This is a genomic window from Corynebacterium antarcticum, from assembly GCF_016595285.2.
GTDB classification, from domain to species: Bacteria; Actinomycetota; Actinomycetes; order Mycobacteriales; family Mycobacteriaceae; genus Corynebacterium; species Corynebacterium antarcticum.
Genome location: NZ_JAENIP020000001.1, coordinates 778,181 through 792,997, shown reverse-complemented (window position 1 = coordinate 792,997; position 14,817 = coordinate 778,181). Strand labels below are relative to the sequence as shown.

Here is a 14,817-nt window from a genome sequence, read left to right as displayed (position 1 = left end):
CTTTCCCAGATTACGGGCAGTGCCCACATCCGGATGCCCGACCCGGAAGGGCGGGGGTCCCGGTTGCTCAGCCGCACCCCCGCGGGCCCCCGTTGCCCCGTGGGTGGGCTGGGAATTCGCTCACTCCGATTCCCACTGGGCGGGACCGTGTCTCATTCGCACAACCGTACGTTCCCCCGGGTGCGGACACCGCGGGAGGGCTGCCCCACCACGGGTGGTGGGGCACGCCGATCCCGGATCGCGGGGTCAGCTGGCGTAGCTGCAGGGGGTTCCGGCCCCCTCCTCGAGCCCGAACAGCCAGGCCCTGTCGCCGATGGTCACCTTAAGGATGTTGTACCGGTCCGACCACCGGGTCTCGGCACCGGATTCGAGCAGTACGAGGTCGGTGACGGCGCGGAGCCGCTCCGCGTCGTGGTTCCAGCGGCGGATCGTGGTGTCGCCGTGGGTGAAGGTGATGAAGTGCCCGTCCACGTCGCCGATGTCCGCGGGTACCCACTCGCTGTTGTTGGCGTGGCTCATCCGGATCCAGTGCACCGCGTGTCCGGTGCCGTAGTTCCGGCAACCGGAGGGCAGCGCTGTCGCACCGAGTTCCGGCAGGTAGTCCGGGGTACTGGTGATGTTCCGGTGTTCGGGATTGGTGTGCCCACTCATGTGAACTCCTGGGTTTGTCGCGTTCTTCCGCAGGACGGAATTGTCCTGTGGCGGATCTTCCTCCGGGGGCACCGTGCGCGATACGCGGTTGCCAGTCGACGAGCCGGGGGTCTCTTGCGTCGGACTTCTCGATCACATCCGAGAATACCAGCGGTGTGGTTTCCCGTCATCGGGTTTTTGGGGCCGGTCCGGTTACTCTCCGGCGGATTCGTTCGCTGCCGGCGGGTTGTCGGGGTACGTGCCCGCCGGCGGTCGGCGGACTGGTGCGTGTCCGACGGCGGAGCGGGTCCGGAACACGAGGTATGTAACATGGATCACATTCCTGGAGGTGGTGGTATCCGCAGTCGGGTGCCGCCCGCCGACGAGGAGAACACAGTGAGTCAACAGCATCAGCCCTGGACCGTCGAACTCGGGGAGCACGACGAGAAGATGGGCATCGAGGTTCTGGAACAGTCCGCGGGCAAGGTCGTCGCCCGGATCCCGATCGCCGGCAACCGGCAGTTCCGGGGCGTGCTCCACGGCGGAGCGATCATCGCTCTGGCGGAGGCCGTGGCCGATTGCGGTGCACTGATCCACGCCTCGTCCTTCGGCACGGGCGCCGTGGGGGTGGACATCAACGCCACCCACCATCGCACCGGGCTGAGCGGCTTCGCTACCGCCACCGCGACCGCCATCAAACTCGGACGGATGCTCGCGGGCTACGAGGTGGTGGTCAATGATGACGGGGAGCGGCTCTCCACGATCCGCGTGACCAACGCGATCATCGGGATGAGCACCTGACGGACACCGCGGAGGAGACCCCTTCCGGCTTCCCGGCAGCGGCCTCCCGTACGTGACGACGGTACTCAACCACCGCGCTGGAGGAGGGACGCCCGCCGGGCGCGGTGGTCGCCCCCTCCGGTCCACCGGCGTGCCCCGGGGCACGGTCGCCATTCACGCCGCCACCGTCCCGCCTCAGGTTCCGGACGTTCCCGCGGGGGAAAGTCGGCGCTCGGACGGCCGCCCGTACCGGTACGCGGGGTGCGGACACCGCCGTCGATCAGCGCCCGGACGAAGCCGATCCGGCGGTCCTACCCGCGTGTCACCGCGACCGCGGAACCGTGTAGGTGGTCACGACCTTCGCGAGGACCGAGTCATCGACCGAGGAATGCACGGTGGTGTCGGTGACGATCACGGTGCGACCCGCACGGACGATCCGGGCGGTCGCCACGGCGTCGCCCTCCCGCGTGTTCGACACCACGTTCACCGAGGACGAGACCGCCAGGGGGAACACGCCCGGCTCGACCTGCTGCATCGCCAACCAGGTTCCGGTGATGTCGGCGAGTCCGAAGAGCGCCGGAGCGGAGAACATGCCGGCGGGTTGGGTGATCGCCTTGTGCAGCGGCATACCCACGGTGACGTGTTCCCTGTCGCCGGACACCGGGTACAGCCTGAGTGTGACGGCTACGTCGTCGACCTCGGCGTAGAAGCGCTCCCATTGTTCGGTGAAGTTCATTTCAGCTCCAGTTCAGAGATGTCGGTGGACTGTCGGGTGAGCCAGTCGGGCTCGGCGACCATGAGGGATACGTCGGCGCCCTCCCGGGTCTCGACGTCGACGACGTAGCGGAGGCCAGCGGCCTCGCACTCGGAGACGGCGTCGAGGTCACCCTCGGGCACGGCGATGACGATGCGCCGGCATTCCGGGTGCGCGGCGAAAACCTCGCTGACACCCGTCCGCATCGACTCGGCCGTCCCGAACGGCAGCTCCATGTCGTCGCTGCCGTAGGGGTAGGTGTGGCGGAGTGGGGACCTGGAGATGTGTACCGCGCTCACTGTTCCCGCTCCCCCGAATCGCGGACGACCTGCCGGATGGCGATCTTGTCGACCTTCCCGGCGGAGTTGCGCGCGATCTGGTCGACCATGACCACCCGCTTCGGGAGCTTGTACCGGGCGAGGTGGTGTCCGCAGTGGTCGCGCACCTCCTCGAGCGAGAACTCGCGGTCCGACTCCGACTCGATGACGGCGACCACGATCTCGCCCCACTTCGGGTCGGGTTGCCCGACGACGGCACTTCCGCGGACGCCGTCGATCTCGGCGAGGACCCGTTCGACCTCCGCCGGGTACACGTTCTCGCCGCCGGTGATGATGAGGTCCTTCAGCCGGTCGACGATGTAGTAGTAGCCGTCCTCATCCCGGTGGCCGAGATCGCCCGAGTGGAACCAGCCCGCGGTGTAGGCCTTCTCGGTGATCTCGGGGTTGTTCCAGTACCCGGTGGCGACATTGGGGCCGCGGACCCACAGCTCACCGGTCTCACCGGCCTCCTTCACCTCTTCGCCGGTGTCGGGGTTGACCAGCTTGATCTCCGTGTAGGGCATCGGGATGCCGCAGGAACCGGCCTTCTGTTCGGTCATCCGGGGCGGGAGATAGGTGGCGAACGGGGCGGTCTCGGTCAGTCCCCAGGCCTGCTGCACGTTGACGCCCTTGGCCAGGTACCGGCGGATGAGAACCGGGGGAACCGGGGCGCCCGCGCAGATCGTCGCGCGCAGGGTCTTCAGCTCGGAACCCGCGAAGTCCGGATGGGAGTACATCGCGTCGAGCTGCGCGGGGACGAGGAACGCCGATCCGACCTGGTAGTCGTCGATGTCCCGCAACACCCGGGCGGGATCGAAGTGCCGGTGGATGAGAAGCCTGTTCCCGCGGACGAGCGCCCGGATGGCGAAGGAATTCAGCGCCCCGACGTGGAACAACGGCGCGGTGGCGAGCGTGGTGTCGCCCGGGCGTGAGTCGACCATCGTGTCGACGTTGATGGCGTTCCACCAGAGGTTGCCGAAGGTGAGCTGGGCACCCTTCGGGAGTCCCGTCGTGCCGGAGGTGAACAGCAGCAGCGCCAGATCCGCCATCGTCATCGGGCGCGGGCGGGCGACCATCGTCGTGTCGAGGTCGGTCAGCGCGCAGGACGTCCGCTTCCAGTAGATCGGTATGTCGCTGTCGGCCGCCGCATGCGGGTCATCGTCGACGATGAGCACGTGGTGCCGGTCGATGCCGTAGATGTGTTTCGCCATGTCGAGGTGGCTGCCCTCCACGACGATGGTGTGCGGGGTGCCCTGCAGCAGCAGCTGGGTGACCTCCGGCGCGGAGAGCCGGAAGTTGAAGGGCATGAAGGTGGCGCCGAGCCACCAGCTGGCCAGCATCGTCAGAACGAAGGACTCGGAGTTCATTCCCAGGAACGCCACGCGGTCGCCCTGCCTGACGCCGGCCTCATCGAGGTGCGCGGCCCATGTGCGGATCTCCTCGACCAGCTCCGCGTAGGTGGTGGACTCGTCCTCGTAGACAACCGCCACCTCGTCGGGCTGGTAGAGGGCGTGGCGGAGGATCTGGGAACAGGGGTTGACGTCGAGTTTCTCGGAACTGTGGTGGACTCCCGTGATCATCACAGGTCATCGCCTCCTGCTGAGTTTCTGAAGCCTCGGGCGGCGATTCCGCCGTCGGCGTTGATGATGGCGCCCGTGACCGCGCCGGCGTCGGTGGGTGACGCGAGCAGGACGTAGGGGCCGGTGAATCCCGCGGGATCCGTGGAGATGTCGTGGAGCGGGATGTAGGGGTTCGCGGATCCGGAGCGGCGTCCGATGGTGTCGGAGAAGCTCCGTGAGTCGAGGCCGATCGCCTTGGGGCCGCGGAGATCGGTCTGCATGCCGCCGACGGCGACGCCGTTGACCCGGACCTTGGGCGCCAGTTCGTGGGCGAACTGGAGCATGAGGCCCCGGTCGGCGAACTTGCTGGCCGTGTAGACCGGGCCGCCGCCGTCGGCGTAGAAGGACGCGTTGGACAGGGTCATCACGATCGAGCCGCGGGTCTTGACGAGCTCCCGCCAGGTCGCTTCGACGGTGAGGAGATAGCCCTTGACGTTGACGGCGAAGATCTCGTCGAACATGGCCGCGAGTTCCTCGCCGTCCAGGCGGGTGACTGAGCGCTGGTAGTCCCAGATCCCCGCGTTGGGGATGACCGTGTCGAGGCGCCCGAAGGCACCGAGGGTCTCATCGACCGCGGCGTGCAGGTCCGCCGCCGTCCGGACATCGGCGGCGAGCGGGAGTGCGGATCCGCCGTCGGCCTCGATGTCCGCGGCGACGGCGCGGGCCCTGTCCAGGTCGATGTCGAGGACCGCGACGTTGGAGCCCTCCCGGGCGAAGCGTGCGGCCAGTGCCGCCCCCAGCCCGGAGCCGGCGCCGGTGATCAGTGTCGTTCTGCCTGGTGTCATGGTGTCTCCTCTCTAGAAGAACGTGGAGATGTTCTTGCTCGGCAGCACGTTGATGTCGAGGAGGATCCGGCGGTCGAAGATCCGGAAGCCCTCGTCGGTCCGGCGCACCAGGTCCGTGCGCGTGCCGACGAAGATGTCGCGTTCGCGTTCCAGGCGGGTCCGCCACACCAGGAAGTTGGTCCGGACCTCGATGATGTCGGGTTCGTCTTCGCCGCTCGCGTGTCGGGCACTCAGGTTGGTGATGAGGTGCCGGGTCCGTGACGGCGGGTCCTCCGCCCAGGCCATTCCGGAGTCGAAGCGGCGGATGCGCCAGGCCAGGGAATCGTGGGTCTCGTCGTAGAATGCGGCCTCGTCCGGCCCGGCGATCGCGAGTGCCTGTTGGCGGCGGAGCCGGTTCGTCCGGGTGGGGGCCCAGTAGTAGAGGTCGGGGGCGAAGTGCTCGAGCCAGTCGACGTACCGCCCCTCGTCGAGGAGGTCCGCCTCGTCGTTGTAGAAGTTGACGAGTTCGTAGTGGAGGGCGTGGTCCACGCGCTCGCCGACGGTGATGTCTTCGCGTCGCAGGTAGTCGGTCATGGTGTTCTCCTTCTCCGCGTCCGGTCGGTCACCGGGCGAGTTTCTTGATGTTGATTCCCGGATCGGCGAGTTTCTCCGGGGCCGCGACGATGCCGCGGTCGATGATCCGCCGGGCCGCCCGGACGGCCATGCCGTTGTCGTAGGCGGCGCACCCGGCCATGGTCCCGTCCGGGTTCAGTCGGAACACGATGCCGGGGTTGCCGTCGGCGTCGGGTCGGACGACCGTGGTCCCCTCGGCGGCCATGGAGCCGACGCACTCGACGTGGACCCCGTAACGGTCGGTCCAGAACCAGCTCGCACCGTGCTCCGGCAGCGGACGGCCGAGAATCGACGCGGCGGCCGTCTGCGCCTCGAACACCGCGGATTCCCAGTGCTCGTGGCGACGCTCGAGGTGGCCGTCGGGGGTGCGCAGTCGGGCGCAGTCGCCCGCGGCCCAGATGCCGTACGCCGTCGTCCGTTGCGCGGAGTCGACCAGGATGCCGCCGTCGCAGTCGAGTTCGGCGGACTGGGCGAGGCGCTCTTCGGCGACGATGCCCACCGCGAGGAGCACGCAGTCGGCCTCGACGCTGTCGTGTCCGTCGATGTCGATGGTGAAGGCGCCGTCGTTACCGTGCACGGCGGTGGTCATTCCCTGCAGGTAGGTGACATCGTGCGCGGCGTGCAGGTCGTGGAGCCGGTGGGCGATCTCCGGGCCGACCGCGGGAACGAGCGCGATCGGGGCGGGATCGATGAGGGTCACCCGCGCCCCCAGGCTGAGTGCAGAGGACGCGACCTCGGCACCGATCAGGCCTGCGCCGATGATCGCCAGGTGGGTCCCGCGCTTCAGCTTCTGGCGCAGTGCCCGGGCGTCGTCGATGCTGCGCAGCACCAGGAGATCGGGGTTGTCGAAACCGGGGACGGGAAGCTGGCGGGGAAGGCCGCCGGTCGCGATGACGAGATCGTGGAAGGGGCGATCCCCGGAATCCTCCAGCACCAGCTTCCGGCCCTCCGGGTCGATGCGCACGACCGAGTCGCGGACCAGTTCGACGTCATTGTCCCCGTACCAGCTGCGGGCCGCGAGGAGCAGCTGTTCGGCGTTCTTCTCCCCGGTGAGCATCTCCTTGGACAGCGGCGGTCGGTCGTAGGGGTGGCCCTCGGGATCGATGATGGTGACCGGGCCGGTGTAGCCGTGGTTGCGGAGTTCACTGGCGACGGTGAAGCCGCCGACGCCGCCGCCGATCACGGTCACGGATTCGGGGTTCCGTGCCTGGGGGTCACTCATCGTCGTTCTCCTCCGCGGGGACGCCCGGGTAGAGCCAGATTTCGTCGTCCCGGATCTCCACCTTGTGAGTGTTGGTGTCCTCGACGGCGGGCATCGAGAGGACCTTGCCGGACTTCAGGCAGAACTTGCCGGCGTGCATGGGGCACTCGACCTCACGGCCTTCGATCCACCCGTCGGCGAGGGATGCGTCGGCGTGCGTGCAGATGTCGTCGAGTGCGTAGAATTCGTCCTCGTCGGTGTGGAAGACCGCGATACCGACCGGGTGACCGGAGGTCTCCGGCGGGACCACCAGGGCCTCTTCCTGATCGATGTCGTCGACTGTGCCGACTTTGATGGGTTCAGACATGTTCGGACCTTTCGGGAAAATGAGGGGCTGCTCGGGTCAGGCTTCGTGCCAGGCCGGGGTGGACATCAGTTCGCGCCAGCGGCGGTAGAGTCCCCGGCCGGCGGCGTCGGAGTAGAGCTCGGAGGTGGTTCCCGGGTATCCCGGTTCCTCCTTTTCGGTGCCGATGCCCATCTGGTAGTTCAGGGCGGTGTTCCCGACCATGAAGGCGTGGGCGTTGGCCTGGCACTCGGACCAGTTCTCCCCGTCGTCCTGCTCGAAGATCCCGGAGGGACCGAAGGTGCGGAGGTTGTAGAGCCGCTGTGCGCGACGGACGTCCTCGGGCATCGACTTGTCCAGGACCGTCCAGGACCAGACCTCCATCCGGTCGGGCCCCTTGGGGTGCCACACGCGGATCGAGCCGTTGACCGGGAGGTAGGAGAAGTTCGGGAACACGGTGGCGTGCCCGTTGGTCAGCGGTCCGGTGACCTGCTCCGGGGAGAGGCGCTCCCTGAGGAAGTCGTAGTCGTAGTACTCGTGGACCGGCTGGGCGTCGAACCGGTTCCTCGGGTGCACGGGGAAACCGGCGCCGTTCCCGTGGTCGTCGGTGTACTGACGCCCGGACCGCTGGGCGATCTCCTTCTTCGGCCCCTTGCCGGTGGGGGACATGACCATCAGCGCGGAGGCGTGGGACATGTTGACGTGGTACCAGTCGGTGGCGAACTGTTCGGCGGCGAGTTTCCAGTTGCCCTCGAGGACCCACTTCGTCACACCGCCGACGACACACGTGCCTTCCGGATCGCGGTCCATGAACGCGTCGATGTACCACTTCATGTCGCCGAGGGCGTCCTCGAGCGGTTCCGCGTCCGCGTCCCAGTTCGCGAAGATCAGTCCCTTGTAGCTTTCCACGCGGGGGGCGGTGACCAGGCCCCAGTCAGCGGGGTTGAAGGTGTCCGGGTACGAGTCCTGGGCGGGGACGTTGGACAGGTTTCCGTCCAGGTCGTAGGCCCACCCGTGGTAGGTGCAGGTGAAGTTCTTGGTCTTGCCCTGGTCCGCGCGGCAGACGCGGGCGCCGCGGTGGCGGCAGTTGTTGAGCAGGACCCGGTACTCGCGTTTCTTGTTCATGGTCGCGATGACGGGATCCTCGCCCATGTACGTCTGGAAGAAGTCACCGGGTTTCCGGAGCTGGTCCTCGTGGGCGATGAACAGCCAGCTCCGGGCGAAGATCCGGCGCATCTCCTGCTGGTAGACCTGCTGATCGGCGAAGATCCGGCGGTCGATCAGGCCACCGTCCGGGTCGACCATCCCGGAGACGTCGAGGGGTTGATCGAGGCCGGCGGGTCGGGACAGGGTCCCGCGGGGAAGTGGGCTGGTGGATGCAGACACGGTGAAGGTCTCATCTCCTCGTCTGTTCAGTGCGCCGGAACCGGTCGGGACTGGGGGTGAGTCTGGTGACGATCGGCCCCGGCAGGGGTGGGTGTTATATGACTCACATCTGGATGTGGCTACAGCTTGCCGACACAGTTGGCCGTGGGTCAGGTCCCGTTCCGCTGGATGGAACGACCTCGTCACCCGGATCGAACAGTGTTCGCCGGACGTCCGGCCGTTTCCTGTTCACGGGTCGGGGAAGTTCCTCGTCAGGAGGGTTTTGCACCGGTCATCTCCCGCCAGACGGTGTTCTGCTACGGGGGCCCCCGATTCCCAATTGTTTTTCGGTGCCAACGTTGTGTCGCGCAACGATCTCCTGTCGTCCCGCGCTCCCGAGAGCCTCCCCCTGGCGGATCGATCCACGCCGCGTACGCGCTGTGTTCGGGATAACCTTGCTCCACGTCGTCGCCCGATTTCCGTCGAAGGGGTGGGGTTCGGGTGGTACCCCCGCCGCTGTGCCGCATCGTGGAACGGTTCCCGACATGGTTGTGTGACGGCGAGCACAATAAGTGGCAATGGGTCGCCACGACCGCCAGGACGATGTTTCACCAGGAGAAGAACCGATGACGCCCACCAGCCCCCAGTCCGATCCCCGTAGCGCGGTGGACAAGGCATTCAGCCTGCTCCGGAGCTTCAGCGACAACGACTCACTCGGCGTCGGGGTCAGCGAACTGGCTCGCCGGGCCGACCTGCCCAAGTCCACGGCACACCGTCTGCTGAGCACACTGGTCGCGAACGGCGCTGTGGAACGGGCCGGTGAGGTCTACCGCCTCGGACCGCTCTGCTACGAACTGACGAGCGAACGCGGTTCACGGCACACCGAATTCATCAGTGAGGTGCTCACCCCCTTCCTCGCCGGACTCTTCGAGGAGACCCGCCAGACGGTCCATCTCGCGTTCCTCCAGGGGGACGAGGTGGTCTACGTCAACAAGCTCTTCTCCGCGCGGCGCGTCACCTCCCCGTCACGGATCGGAGGCAGGGCCCCGGCCTACTGCACGGGAGTGGGCAAGGCCCTGATGGCCTGGGACGAGATGCGGATCGAGGCCGCCATCAAGGGCGGGCTGCACCGGTGGACCCCCTACACGATCACGGACCCGGACGAGTTCCGCGAGGAGCTCGGGCAGGTCCGGCGCGACGGGGTCGCGTTCGACCGCCAGGAGATCCTCGTGGGACTGAGCTGTGTTGCCGCACCGATCTACGGCCGCTACAACCTGCCGGTGGCCGCCATGTCGGTGTCCGGCCCCGCCAGCCAGTTCGATCCCGGGGTGCACATTCCGGCCCTGAAACGGATCTGTGCCGCGGCCGGGAAGGCCGTTCTCTTCCACCAGATGCAGCAGGAGCAGATGGCGTCCTCCGCCTGATCCGGGTCCCCGGGCCCACCATGCGGGAGCGGGGAGCGGTCGCCCGCCGGGAACCGGTGTGCGCGCGAACCCTACGTTCTCCACCGGGAAACGGGGTGTGCCCCCGCCCTTTCATCGGGCGGGGGCACACCCCTCGGGCCGTGAACGGCGGGTCAGGCGGCGGAGTCGCTCAGATGCACCGCCACGTCGATGATCATGTCCTCCTGGCCACCGACGTAACCCCGGCGACCGACCTCGCGCAGGATCTCCGCGGTCGGGACGCCGTAGCGCTCACTCGCCCGCTCGGCGTGCAGCAGGAAGGAACTGTAGACACCCATCTGGCCCTGCACGATGGAGCTGCGGTCGATGGCGGGGAGCCGCGGGACCATCGGCTTGAGGACGTCCTCGGCGGCCGCCTGGATCTTCTCCACGTCCACGCCCGTCTCGATCCCGAGGACCGCGAAGGACGTGGCGACGACCTCGGTGGGGGAGTTCCCGGCACCGGCACCCAGTCCGGCGAGTGATCCGTCGATCTGGCGTGCCCCTGCGCGAACCGCGAGCACGGAGTTCGCCACCCCGAAGGACATGTTCTGGTGCCCGTGGAAACCGACCTGGGCCTCGTCCCCGATCTCATCGACGAGCGCCTTCACGCGGTCCCCGGCCTGCTCCATGATCAGGGCTCCCGCGGAATCGACGACATAGACGCACTGGCATCCCGCGTCCACCATGATCCTGGCCTGCGCGGCGAGTTCCGCGGGGCTGATCCGGTGGGAGAGCATCAGGAAGCCACCTGTCTCCAGCCCGAGTTCGCGGGCGGCCTGGAAATGCCGGACGGAGATGTCCGCCTCGGTGCAGTGCGTGGCGATGCGGACCATTCCGGCACCGCGTGCGTGGGCCTCCTTCAGGTCGGCCACCGTTCCGAGTCCGGGGAGCAGGAGAACCGCGATCTTCGCGTTCCGGGCCTCGTCCACGGCGACCTCGACGAGATCGAGATCGCTGGTGTGGGAGAACCCGTAGTTGAAGGACGAGCCACCGAGGCCGTCGCCGTGGGTGACCTCGATCATCTCGATGTTCGCGTCGTCCAGCGCACGCACGACCGCGCGCACCTGCTCCGGCGTGTACTGGTGGCGGACGGAGTGCGAACCGTCGCGGAGGGTCGTGTCGTTCAGTCTTATCCTGGTCATGTCGGTCCTCTTCTTCTCTGTCGGGGTCACCGGGCTGCGCTGACCGGTGCGGTGGCGGCGTCGTCCCGGCGGAGGAGGTCGACGTAGGTGTCGGCGGTCGCAACCGCCGCCGCCGTGATGATGTCGAGGTTTCCGGCGTACTCCGGCAGGTAGTCGGCGGCCCCCCGTACCTCGATGAGGACGGTCACCCGGCCCCATCCCCGCCAGTCGGCACGTGCGGTGTCGAACTGGGGTTCAGCCGTGAGGTGGTATCCGGGAACGTACTTCTGGACGTCGGCGACCATCTGCTGCACGGACTCACGGATCCGGTCCCGGAGCGGGCCGGGCTCCGCGGCCTCCGGGGGAAGGGCGCAGTAGACCGTGTTGCGCATGAGCATCGGCGGTTCCACCGGGTTGAGGATGAGGATCGACTTCGCGCGTTTCGCGCCGCCCACCTTCTCCAGGGCGGCCGAGGTCGTCGCCATGAACTCGTCGATGCTGGCGCGGGTTCCCGGTCCGGCGGACCTGGAGGAGATGGAGGCCACGATCTCCGCGTACTCGACGGGCACCACCCTCGAGACGGCGGCGACGATCGGGGTGGTCGCCTGCCCACCGCAGGTGATCATGTTGACGTTGTCCACCGTGCGCAGCGTGTCCATGTTCACGGACGGGCACAGGTGGGGGCCAACGGCGGCCGGGGTCAGGTCGATGGCCCGGATACCCGCCTCCCGGTACCGGTGCGCGTTCGCCCGGTGCGCGCCGGCGGAGGTCGCCTCGAAGACGATGTCCGGGAGCCGGTCACGGGAGAGCAGCCAGTCGACACCACCCGGTGACGCCTCGACGCCGAGTTTCTCTGCGCGGGCGAGACCGTCGGAGGTCGGATCCACGCCGATCATGTACACGGGTTCGATGTTGCGGGAGTTCTTCAGCAGCTTCATCAGCAGATCGGTCCCGATGTTCCCGGGGCCGACGATGGCTGCGGTGTATTTGTCGCTCATGTGGTTTCTTCCCTTTAGGTGAAGGAGGTGGTCAGGGTTCCGAGAGATCCGTAGTCGACCTCCACGACGGTGCCGGGGGCGATGGGGGCGGCGGCGCAGAAGCTGCCGGTGAGGATCAGGTCGCCACGCCGGAGCGTGACCCCCTGCCCGCCCAGGACGCCCGCGAGCCAGACCAGTGGCTCGAGAGGGTGCCCCATGACCGCGGCACCGGTGCCCTCGCCGGTCAGTTCGCCGTCCAGGCGCATCGCCGCGGTGACCGAGGGGAGCTGATCCACCGGGATGTCGACGGGAGAGTCACCGATGACGACCGCACCGCAGGACGCGTTGTCGGCGATGGTGTCCACGAGTCGGATGTCCCAGTCCCGGACCCGGGAATCGATGATCTCCACCGCGAGATACGTCTCATCGACGGCTGCGACGACATCGTCGAAGGTCGCGTCCGCGGACAGATCCGAGCCCAGCCGGAAACCGAGCTCCGGTTCGATCCGGGGGGCGATGAACCGGCCCGCGGCGATCGGCTCGCCGGCACGGTGGACCATCCCGTCGGTGAAGAACCCGAAGTCGGGGCTGTCGACACCGAGCTGCTGCTGCATGGCGATCGAGGTGAGCCCGATCTTCCTGCCCGCGATCCGCTGACCGGCGGCGGTGAACGCGGCCTCCGTCAGCTGCTGGATGCGGTAGGCGCCATCGACGTCGAGACCGTCGATCACGGTGCGGGGCGGGGCGACGGGCCGTCGGGTGCGGTAGGCGGCGGCGAGTTCATCGGCCATCCGCTGGTACTGATCTGTCATGGGGGAACGTGACTCCTGGTCGGGCTGGATTGGAGGGGAGGGTGGTGGTCAGGGGAACCGGGTCACCGGGCGGACATGATGCCGAAGCCGGCGATGAACTCCCGGATGGGGCGGTAGTACTCGTACGTCACCCGGTAGCCGCCGGTGGCCGCGTGGAGCGCGGAGAACGCCGCGACCCAGGAGCGGACCTCGTGGGAGGAGTGACCCGCCTCGGCGTCCATCTCATCGGCGGTGTACCGGTCGAACCGCTCCGGATCGGAGGCCGCGCAGGCGTCCATGAAGCCGCGGTCCCACTCGGGGTTTAGGTCGAGGATGTCGGCCTCGCCCTCGGCGAACTTCTTCGCGGTGTCGATGACCCGTTGCTGGCGCGCATTGCGTGCCTCCTCGGTGGGGTGACGCCCGGCGAGGAGGAGGGCGCGCTGTTCATCCGTGGCGGTGGCCCACTGCGGCACCGGCGGATCGTGGCTGAGTCCGCCGGACGCGATGAGCAGGATCCGCTCGTCGCGACCGGCAAGGAACTCGCCCACCGCCTGGCCCATTCTGCGGACCCGGCGCATCGGAACGAACGGCCTGGCGACACCGTTGACGTAGATCGGGATGGTCGGCTTGGCCGCGATGTCCTTCCAGAGCACCTCCAGCGGTTGGACGGCCCCGTGGTCGATCTCCATGCGGCGCGAGATGGCGATGTCGACGTCGCGGTCGATGACGAACTGCGCCATCTCCTCGCTGATGCCGGTCGGCACGTCGAGGGGACCGGCCTGGGAGTCGTAGTCACCGACCCCGAGGGCCTCGTAGCCGATGCAGTAGGGCGGCATCAGGTCGTAGAAGAACCCGTTGTAGTGGTCCGGGGCGAAGGTGACGACGAGCTCGGGATCGAACTCGTCGACCGCGGCACGGACCGTCGCGAAGGCCTCGTCGAGTTCCGCGGAGACATCGGCGGGTGCGTCGGCGATGCCGAGCAGAGGGCTGTGTGACATCGCCAGCAGCTGGATACTCATGTCGGTTCTCCTTGGTTGTCTGTTCAGGACGTCCGGTCGAGCAGGAAGTCGAGCTGGATCCTGTTGAACGTCTCGGTGTCCTCGTACTGGGGCCAGTGACCGCAGTTCTCCATCACGGCCAGCTGGCCGTTGGGGATGAGTTCCGAGATCCGGCGCCCCTCGTCGACCGGGCCGGAGGGATCCTTGGTGGTCCACAGGACGAGAGCGGGCGCCTGGATCTGGCGGAGATCGTCGTCAGAGAGCATGTTCCGGCGGCGGATCTCGGGGTTCTGGAGCGCCATGTTCATCTCACAGGCCATCTTCCAGTCGTCCTGCTCGAAGATCCGCTGCCGCGTCCGGATCAGGTCATCGGTCACCATCGTCGGGTCGGCCATCAGCCATTCGAGCCGCGCCTTGACCCGCTCCCAGCTGGGATCCTCCGCGGCCTCGGTGGACAGGGTGAGGAGACGTTCCATGACCTTCGGATTGGCCATCGTTCCGCCCATCGTGTTCAGGACGATCCGTTCCACGCGTTCCGGATGCTGCTGCGCCAGGCGGGCTGTGGTCCACCCGCCGAGCGATTCGCCGGAGAAGTGGGCCTTCTCGACGCCGAGCTCGTCCATGATCGCCAGAACCTGGCCGATGTAGTGTCTGATCTCCAGTGGGTGTTCCGGCTTGGTGCTGTACCCGTGGCCGATGAAGTCGATGGCGTAGACGTTGAAGTGCTCCGCGTGGGCCGCGAGGTTCCGGGCGTAGGCCTCGGCGTGGCCGGTGATCCCGTGGAGCATGAACAGGGTCGGCTTGTCCGGGGTTCCGGCGTGGAGGTAGCGCGTGCGGTAGCCGCCCGCCTCGATGTATCCCTGGTCGAACTCGACCTCGGCGAGATCGTCCCAGGTGCTGGTGTAACTACGGTGGGTCATCTTTATTCTCCTTGGAGCGTGGGGTGGTGAACGCCGTCGGGGCCCGGGGCCGGGGCTCGGTCGGTGCGTGCCGGGTGAGGGCCGGTATCACCGGTGGTAGAGCTGATCGTATGGTCCCCGGGAACGGCCCTCAGCCGGTGTTCCGCGGAGTGGAACACC

The 14,817-nt window shown here is 67.7% G+C and carries 16 protein-coding genes and 1 riboswitch; of the genes, 2 read left to right on the top strand and 14 right to left on the bottom strand.

Features of this window, described 5'->3' with window-relative positions:
* Positions 1 to 246: 246 nt before the first annotated feature.
* Positions 247 to 651 carry a hypothetical protein gene (locus tag JIM95_RS03495; RefSeq protein WP_200260693.1) on the bottom strand — a complete coding sequence of 135 codons (405 nt, stop codon included), beginning with the start codon at positions 649 to 651 and terminating at the stop codon, positions 247 to 249.
* 16 nt (positions 652 to 667) lie between these two features.
* Positions 668 to 785, bottom strand: a riboswitch (SAM riboswitch).
* Positions 786 to 1,080: 295 nt separating this feature from the next.
* On the opposite strand from JIM95_RS03495, the gene JIM95_RS03490 reads away from it, so the two are divergent.
* The gene (locus tag JIM95_RS03490) at positions 1,081 to 1,431 is read left to right on the top strand and encodes a PaaI family thioesterase (protein WP_234034780.1); all 351 of its coding nucleotides are present in this window, start codon (positions 1,081 to 1,083) and stop codon (positions 1,429 to 1,431) included.
* 301 nt (positions 1,432 to 1,732) lie between these two features.
* Here JIM95_RS03490 and JIM95_RS03485 read toward each other — a convergent pair whose 3' ends face one another.
* The 8 genes from JIM95_RS03485 to JIM95_RS03450 are packed head-to-tail and all read right to left on the bottom strand — an operon-like array spanning position 1,733 to position 8,427.
* Positions 1,733 to 2,146, bottom strand: coding sequence for a PaaI family thioesterase (locus JIM95_RS03485; RefSeq protein WP_200260698.1), 414 nt, complete (start codon positions 2,144 to 2,146; stop codon positions 1,733 to 1,735).
* Positions 2,143 to 2,463 carry a hypothetical protein gene (locus JIM95_RS03480; protein WP_248231916.1) on the bottom strand — a complete coding sequence of 107 codons (321 nt, stop codon included), beginning with the start codon at positions 2,461 to 2,463 and terminating at the stop codon, positions 2,143 to 2,145. The genes JIM95_RS03485 and JIM95_RS03480 overlap by 4 nt, the downstream gene beginning before the upstream one ends.
* Complete coding sequence (locus JIM95_RS03475) at positions 2,460 to 4,061, bottom strand: class I adenylate-forming enzyme family protein (protein WP_234034760.1); 1,602 nt, start codon at positions 4,059 to 4,061, stop codon at positions 2,460 to 2,462. The genes JIM95_RS03480 and JIM95_RS03475 overlap by 4 nt, the downstream gene beginning before the upstream one ends.
* On the bottom strand, positions 4,061 to 4,885 hold the full coding sequence (locus JIM95_RS03470) for an SDR family NAD(P)-dependent oxidoreductase (RefSeq protein ID WP_200260704.1): 825 nt from the start codon (positions 4,883 to 4,885) through the stop codon (positions 4,061 to 4,063). Before JIM95_RS03470 ends, JIM95_RS03475 begins: the two co-directional genes overlap by 1 nt.
* A 12-nt stretch (positions 4,886 to 4,897) precedes the next feature.
* Positions 4,898 to 5,458, bottom strand: coding sequence for an aromatic-ring-hydroxylating dioxygenase subunit beta (locus JIM95_RS03465; protein ID WP_200260707.1), 561 nt, complete (start codon positions 5,456 to 5,458; stop codon positions 4,898 to 4,900).
* 28 nt (positions 5,459 to 5,486) lie between these two features.
* On the bottom strand, positions 5,487 to 6,719 hold the full coding sequence (locus JIM95_RS03460) for an NAD(P)/FAD-dependent oxidoreductase (RefSeq protein ID WP_200260710.1): 1,233 nt from the start codon (positions 6,717 to 6,719) through the stop codon (positions 5,487 to 5,489).
* Positions 6,712 to 7,065, bottom strand: coding sequence for a non-heme iron oxygenase ferredoxin subunit (locus JIM95_RS03455; protein WP_200260713.1), 354 nt, complete (start codon positions 7,063 to 7,065; stop codon positions 6,712 to 6,714). The genes JIM95_RS03460 and JIM95_RS03455 overlap by 8 nt, the downstream gene beginning before the upstream one ends.
* A 36-nt stretch (positions 7,066 to 7,101) precedes the next feature.
* Entirely contained in the window at positions 7,102 to 8,427 is a 1,326-nt protein-coding gene (locus tag JIM95_RS03450) for an aromatic ring-hydroxylating dioxygenase subunit alpha (protein WP_200260716.1), read from the bottom strand.
* Positions 8,428 to 9,032: 605 nt separating this feature from the next.
* Here JIM95_RS03450 and JIM95_RS03445 point away from each other — a divergent pair.
* A complete protein-coding gene (locus JIM95_RS03445) occupies positions 9,033 to 9,830 on the top strand; it encodes an IclR family transcriptional regulator (RefSeq protein ID WP_200260719.1) in 798 nt (265 codons plus the stop codon).
* 152 nt (positions 9,831 to 9,982) lie between these two features.
* Here the strand turns inward: JIM95_RS03445 and dmpG are convergent, their stop codons facing one another.
* The 5 genes from dmpG to JIM95_RS03420 all read right to left on the bottom strand — a co-directional run bounded on the left by dmpG (position 9,983) and on the right by JIM95_RS03420 (position 14,658).
* Positions 9,983 to 10,993, bottom strand: coding sequence for a 4-hydroxy-2-oxovalerate aldolase (gene dmpG, locus JIM95_RS03440; protein ID WP_200260723.1), 1,011 nt, complete (start codon positions 10,991 to 10,993; stop codon positions 9,983 to 9,985).
* Between the two features lie 26 nt (positions 10,994 to 11,019).
* Positions 11,020 to 11,970 carry an acetaldehyde dehydrogenase (acetylating) gene (locus tag JIM95_RS03435; RefSeq protein WP_200260726.1) on the bottom strand — a complete coding sequence of 317 codons (951 nt, stop codon included), beginning with the start codon at positions 11,968 to 11,970 and terminating at the stop codon, positions 11,020 to 11,022.
* Positions 11,971 to 11,984: 14 nt separating this feature from the next.
* On the bottom strand, positions 11,985 to 12,761 hold the full coding sequence (locus JIM95_RS03430; RefSeq protein ID WP_200260729.1) for a 2-keto-4-pentenoate hydratase: 777 nt from the start codon (positions 12,759 to 12,761) through the stop codon (positions 11,985 to 11,987).
* Positions 12,762 to 12,823: 62 nt separating this feature from the next.
* Positions 12,824 to 13,759: a 3-carboxyethylcatechol 2,3-dioxygenase gene (locus JIM95_RS03425; protein ID WP_200260732.1), complete on the bottom strand. Its 936-nt coding sequence runs from the start codon at positions 13,757 to 13,759 to the stop codon at positions 12,824 to 12,826.
* Between the two features lie 23 nt (positions 13,760 to 13,782).
* A complete protein-coding gene (locus JIM95_RS03420; protein ID WP_200260735.1) occupies positions 13,783 to 14,658 on the bottom strand; it encodes an alpha/beta fold hydrolase in 876 nt (291 codons plus the stop codon).
* Between the last annotated feature and the right edge of the window lie 159 nt (positions 14,659 to 14,817).

Coding starts and splice junctions, on each gene's coding strand:
- JIM95_RS03495 (WP_200260693.1), bottom strand. CDS start 651: ATGAGTGGGCACACCAATCCCGAACACCGGAACATCACCAGTACCCCG.
- JIM95_RS03490 (WP_234034780.1), top strand. CDS start 1,081: ATGGGCATCGAGGTTCTGGAACAGTCCGCGGGCAAGGTCGTCGCCCGG.
- JIM95_RS03485 (WP_200260698.1), bottom strand. CDS start 2,146: ATGAACTTCACCGAACAATGGGAGCGCTTCTACGCCGAGGTCGACGAC.
- JIM95_RS03475 (WP_234034760.1), bottom strand. CDS start 4,061: ATGATCACGGGAGTCCACCACAGTTCCGAGAAACTCGACGTCAACCCC.
- JIM95_RS03470 (WP_200260704.1), bottom strand. CDS start 4,885: ATGACACCAGGCAGAACGACACTGATCACCGGCGCCGGCTCCGGGCTG.
- JIM95_RS03465 (WP_200260707.1), bottom strand. CDS start 5,458: ATGACCGACTACCTGCGACGCGAAGACATCACCGTCGGCGAGCGCGTG.
- JIM95_RS03460 (WP_200260710.1), bottom strand. CDS start 6,719: ATGAGTGACCCCCAGGCACGGAACCCCGAATCCGTGACCGTGATCGGC.
- JIM95_RS03455 (WP_200260713.1), bottom strand. CDS start 7,065: ATGTCTGAACCCATCAAAGTCGGCACAGTCGACGACATCGATCAGGAA.
- JIM95_RS03445 (WP_200260719.1), top strand. CDS start 9,033: ATGACGCCCACCAGCCCCCAGTCCGATCCCCGTAGCGCGGTGGACAAG.
- dmpG (WP_200260723.1), bottom strand. CDS start 10,993: ATGACCAGGATAAGACTGAACGACACGACCCTCCGCGACGGTTCGCAC.
- JIM95_RS03435 (WP_200260726.1), bottom strand. CDS start 11,970: ATGAGCGACAAATACACCGCAGCCATCGTCGGCCCCGGGAACATCGGG.
- JIM95_RS03430 (WP_200260729.1), bottom strand. CDS start 12,761: ATGACAGATCAGTACCAGCGGATGGCCGATGAACTCGCCGCCGCCTAC.
- JIM95_RS03425 (WP_200260732.1), bottom strand. CDS start 13,759: ATGAGTATCCAGCTGCTGGCGATGTCACACAGCCCTCTGCTCGGCATC.
- JIM95_RS03420 (WP_200260735.1), bottom strand. CDS start 14,658: ATGACCCACCGTAGTTACACCAGCACCTGGGACGATCTCGCCGAGGTC.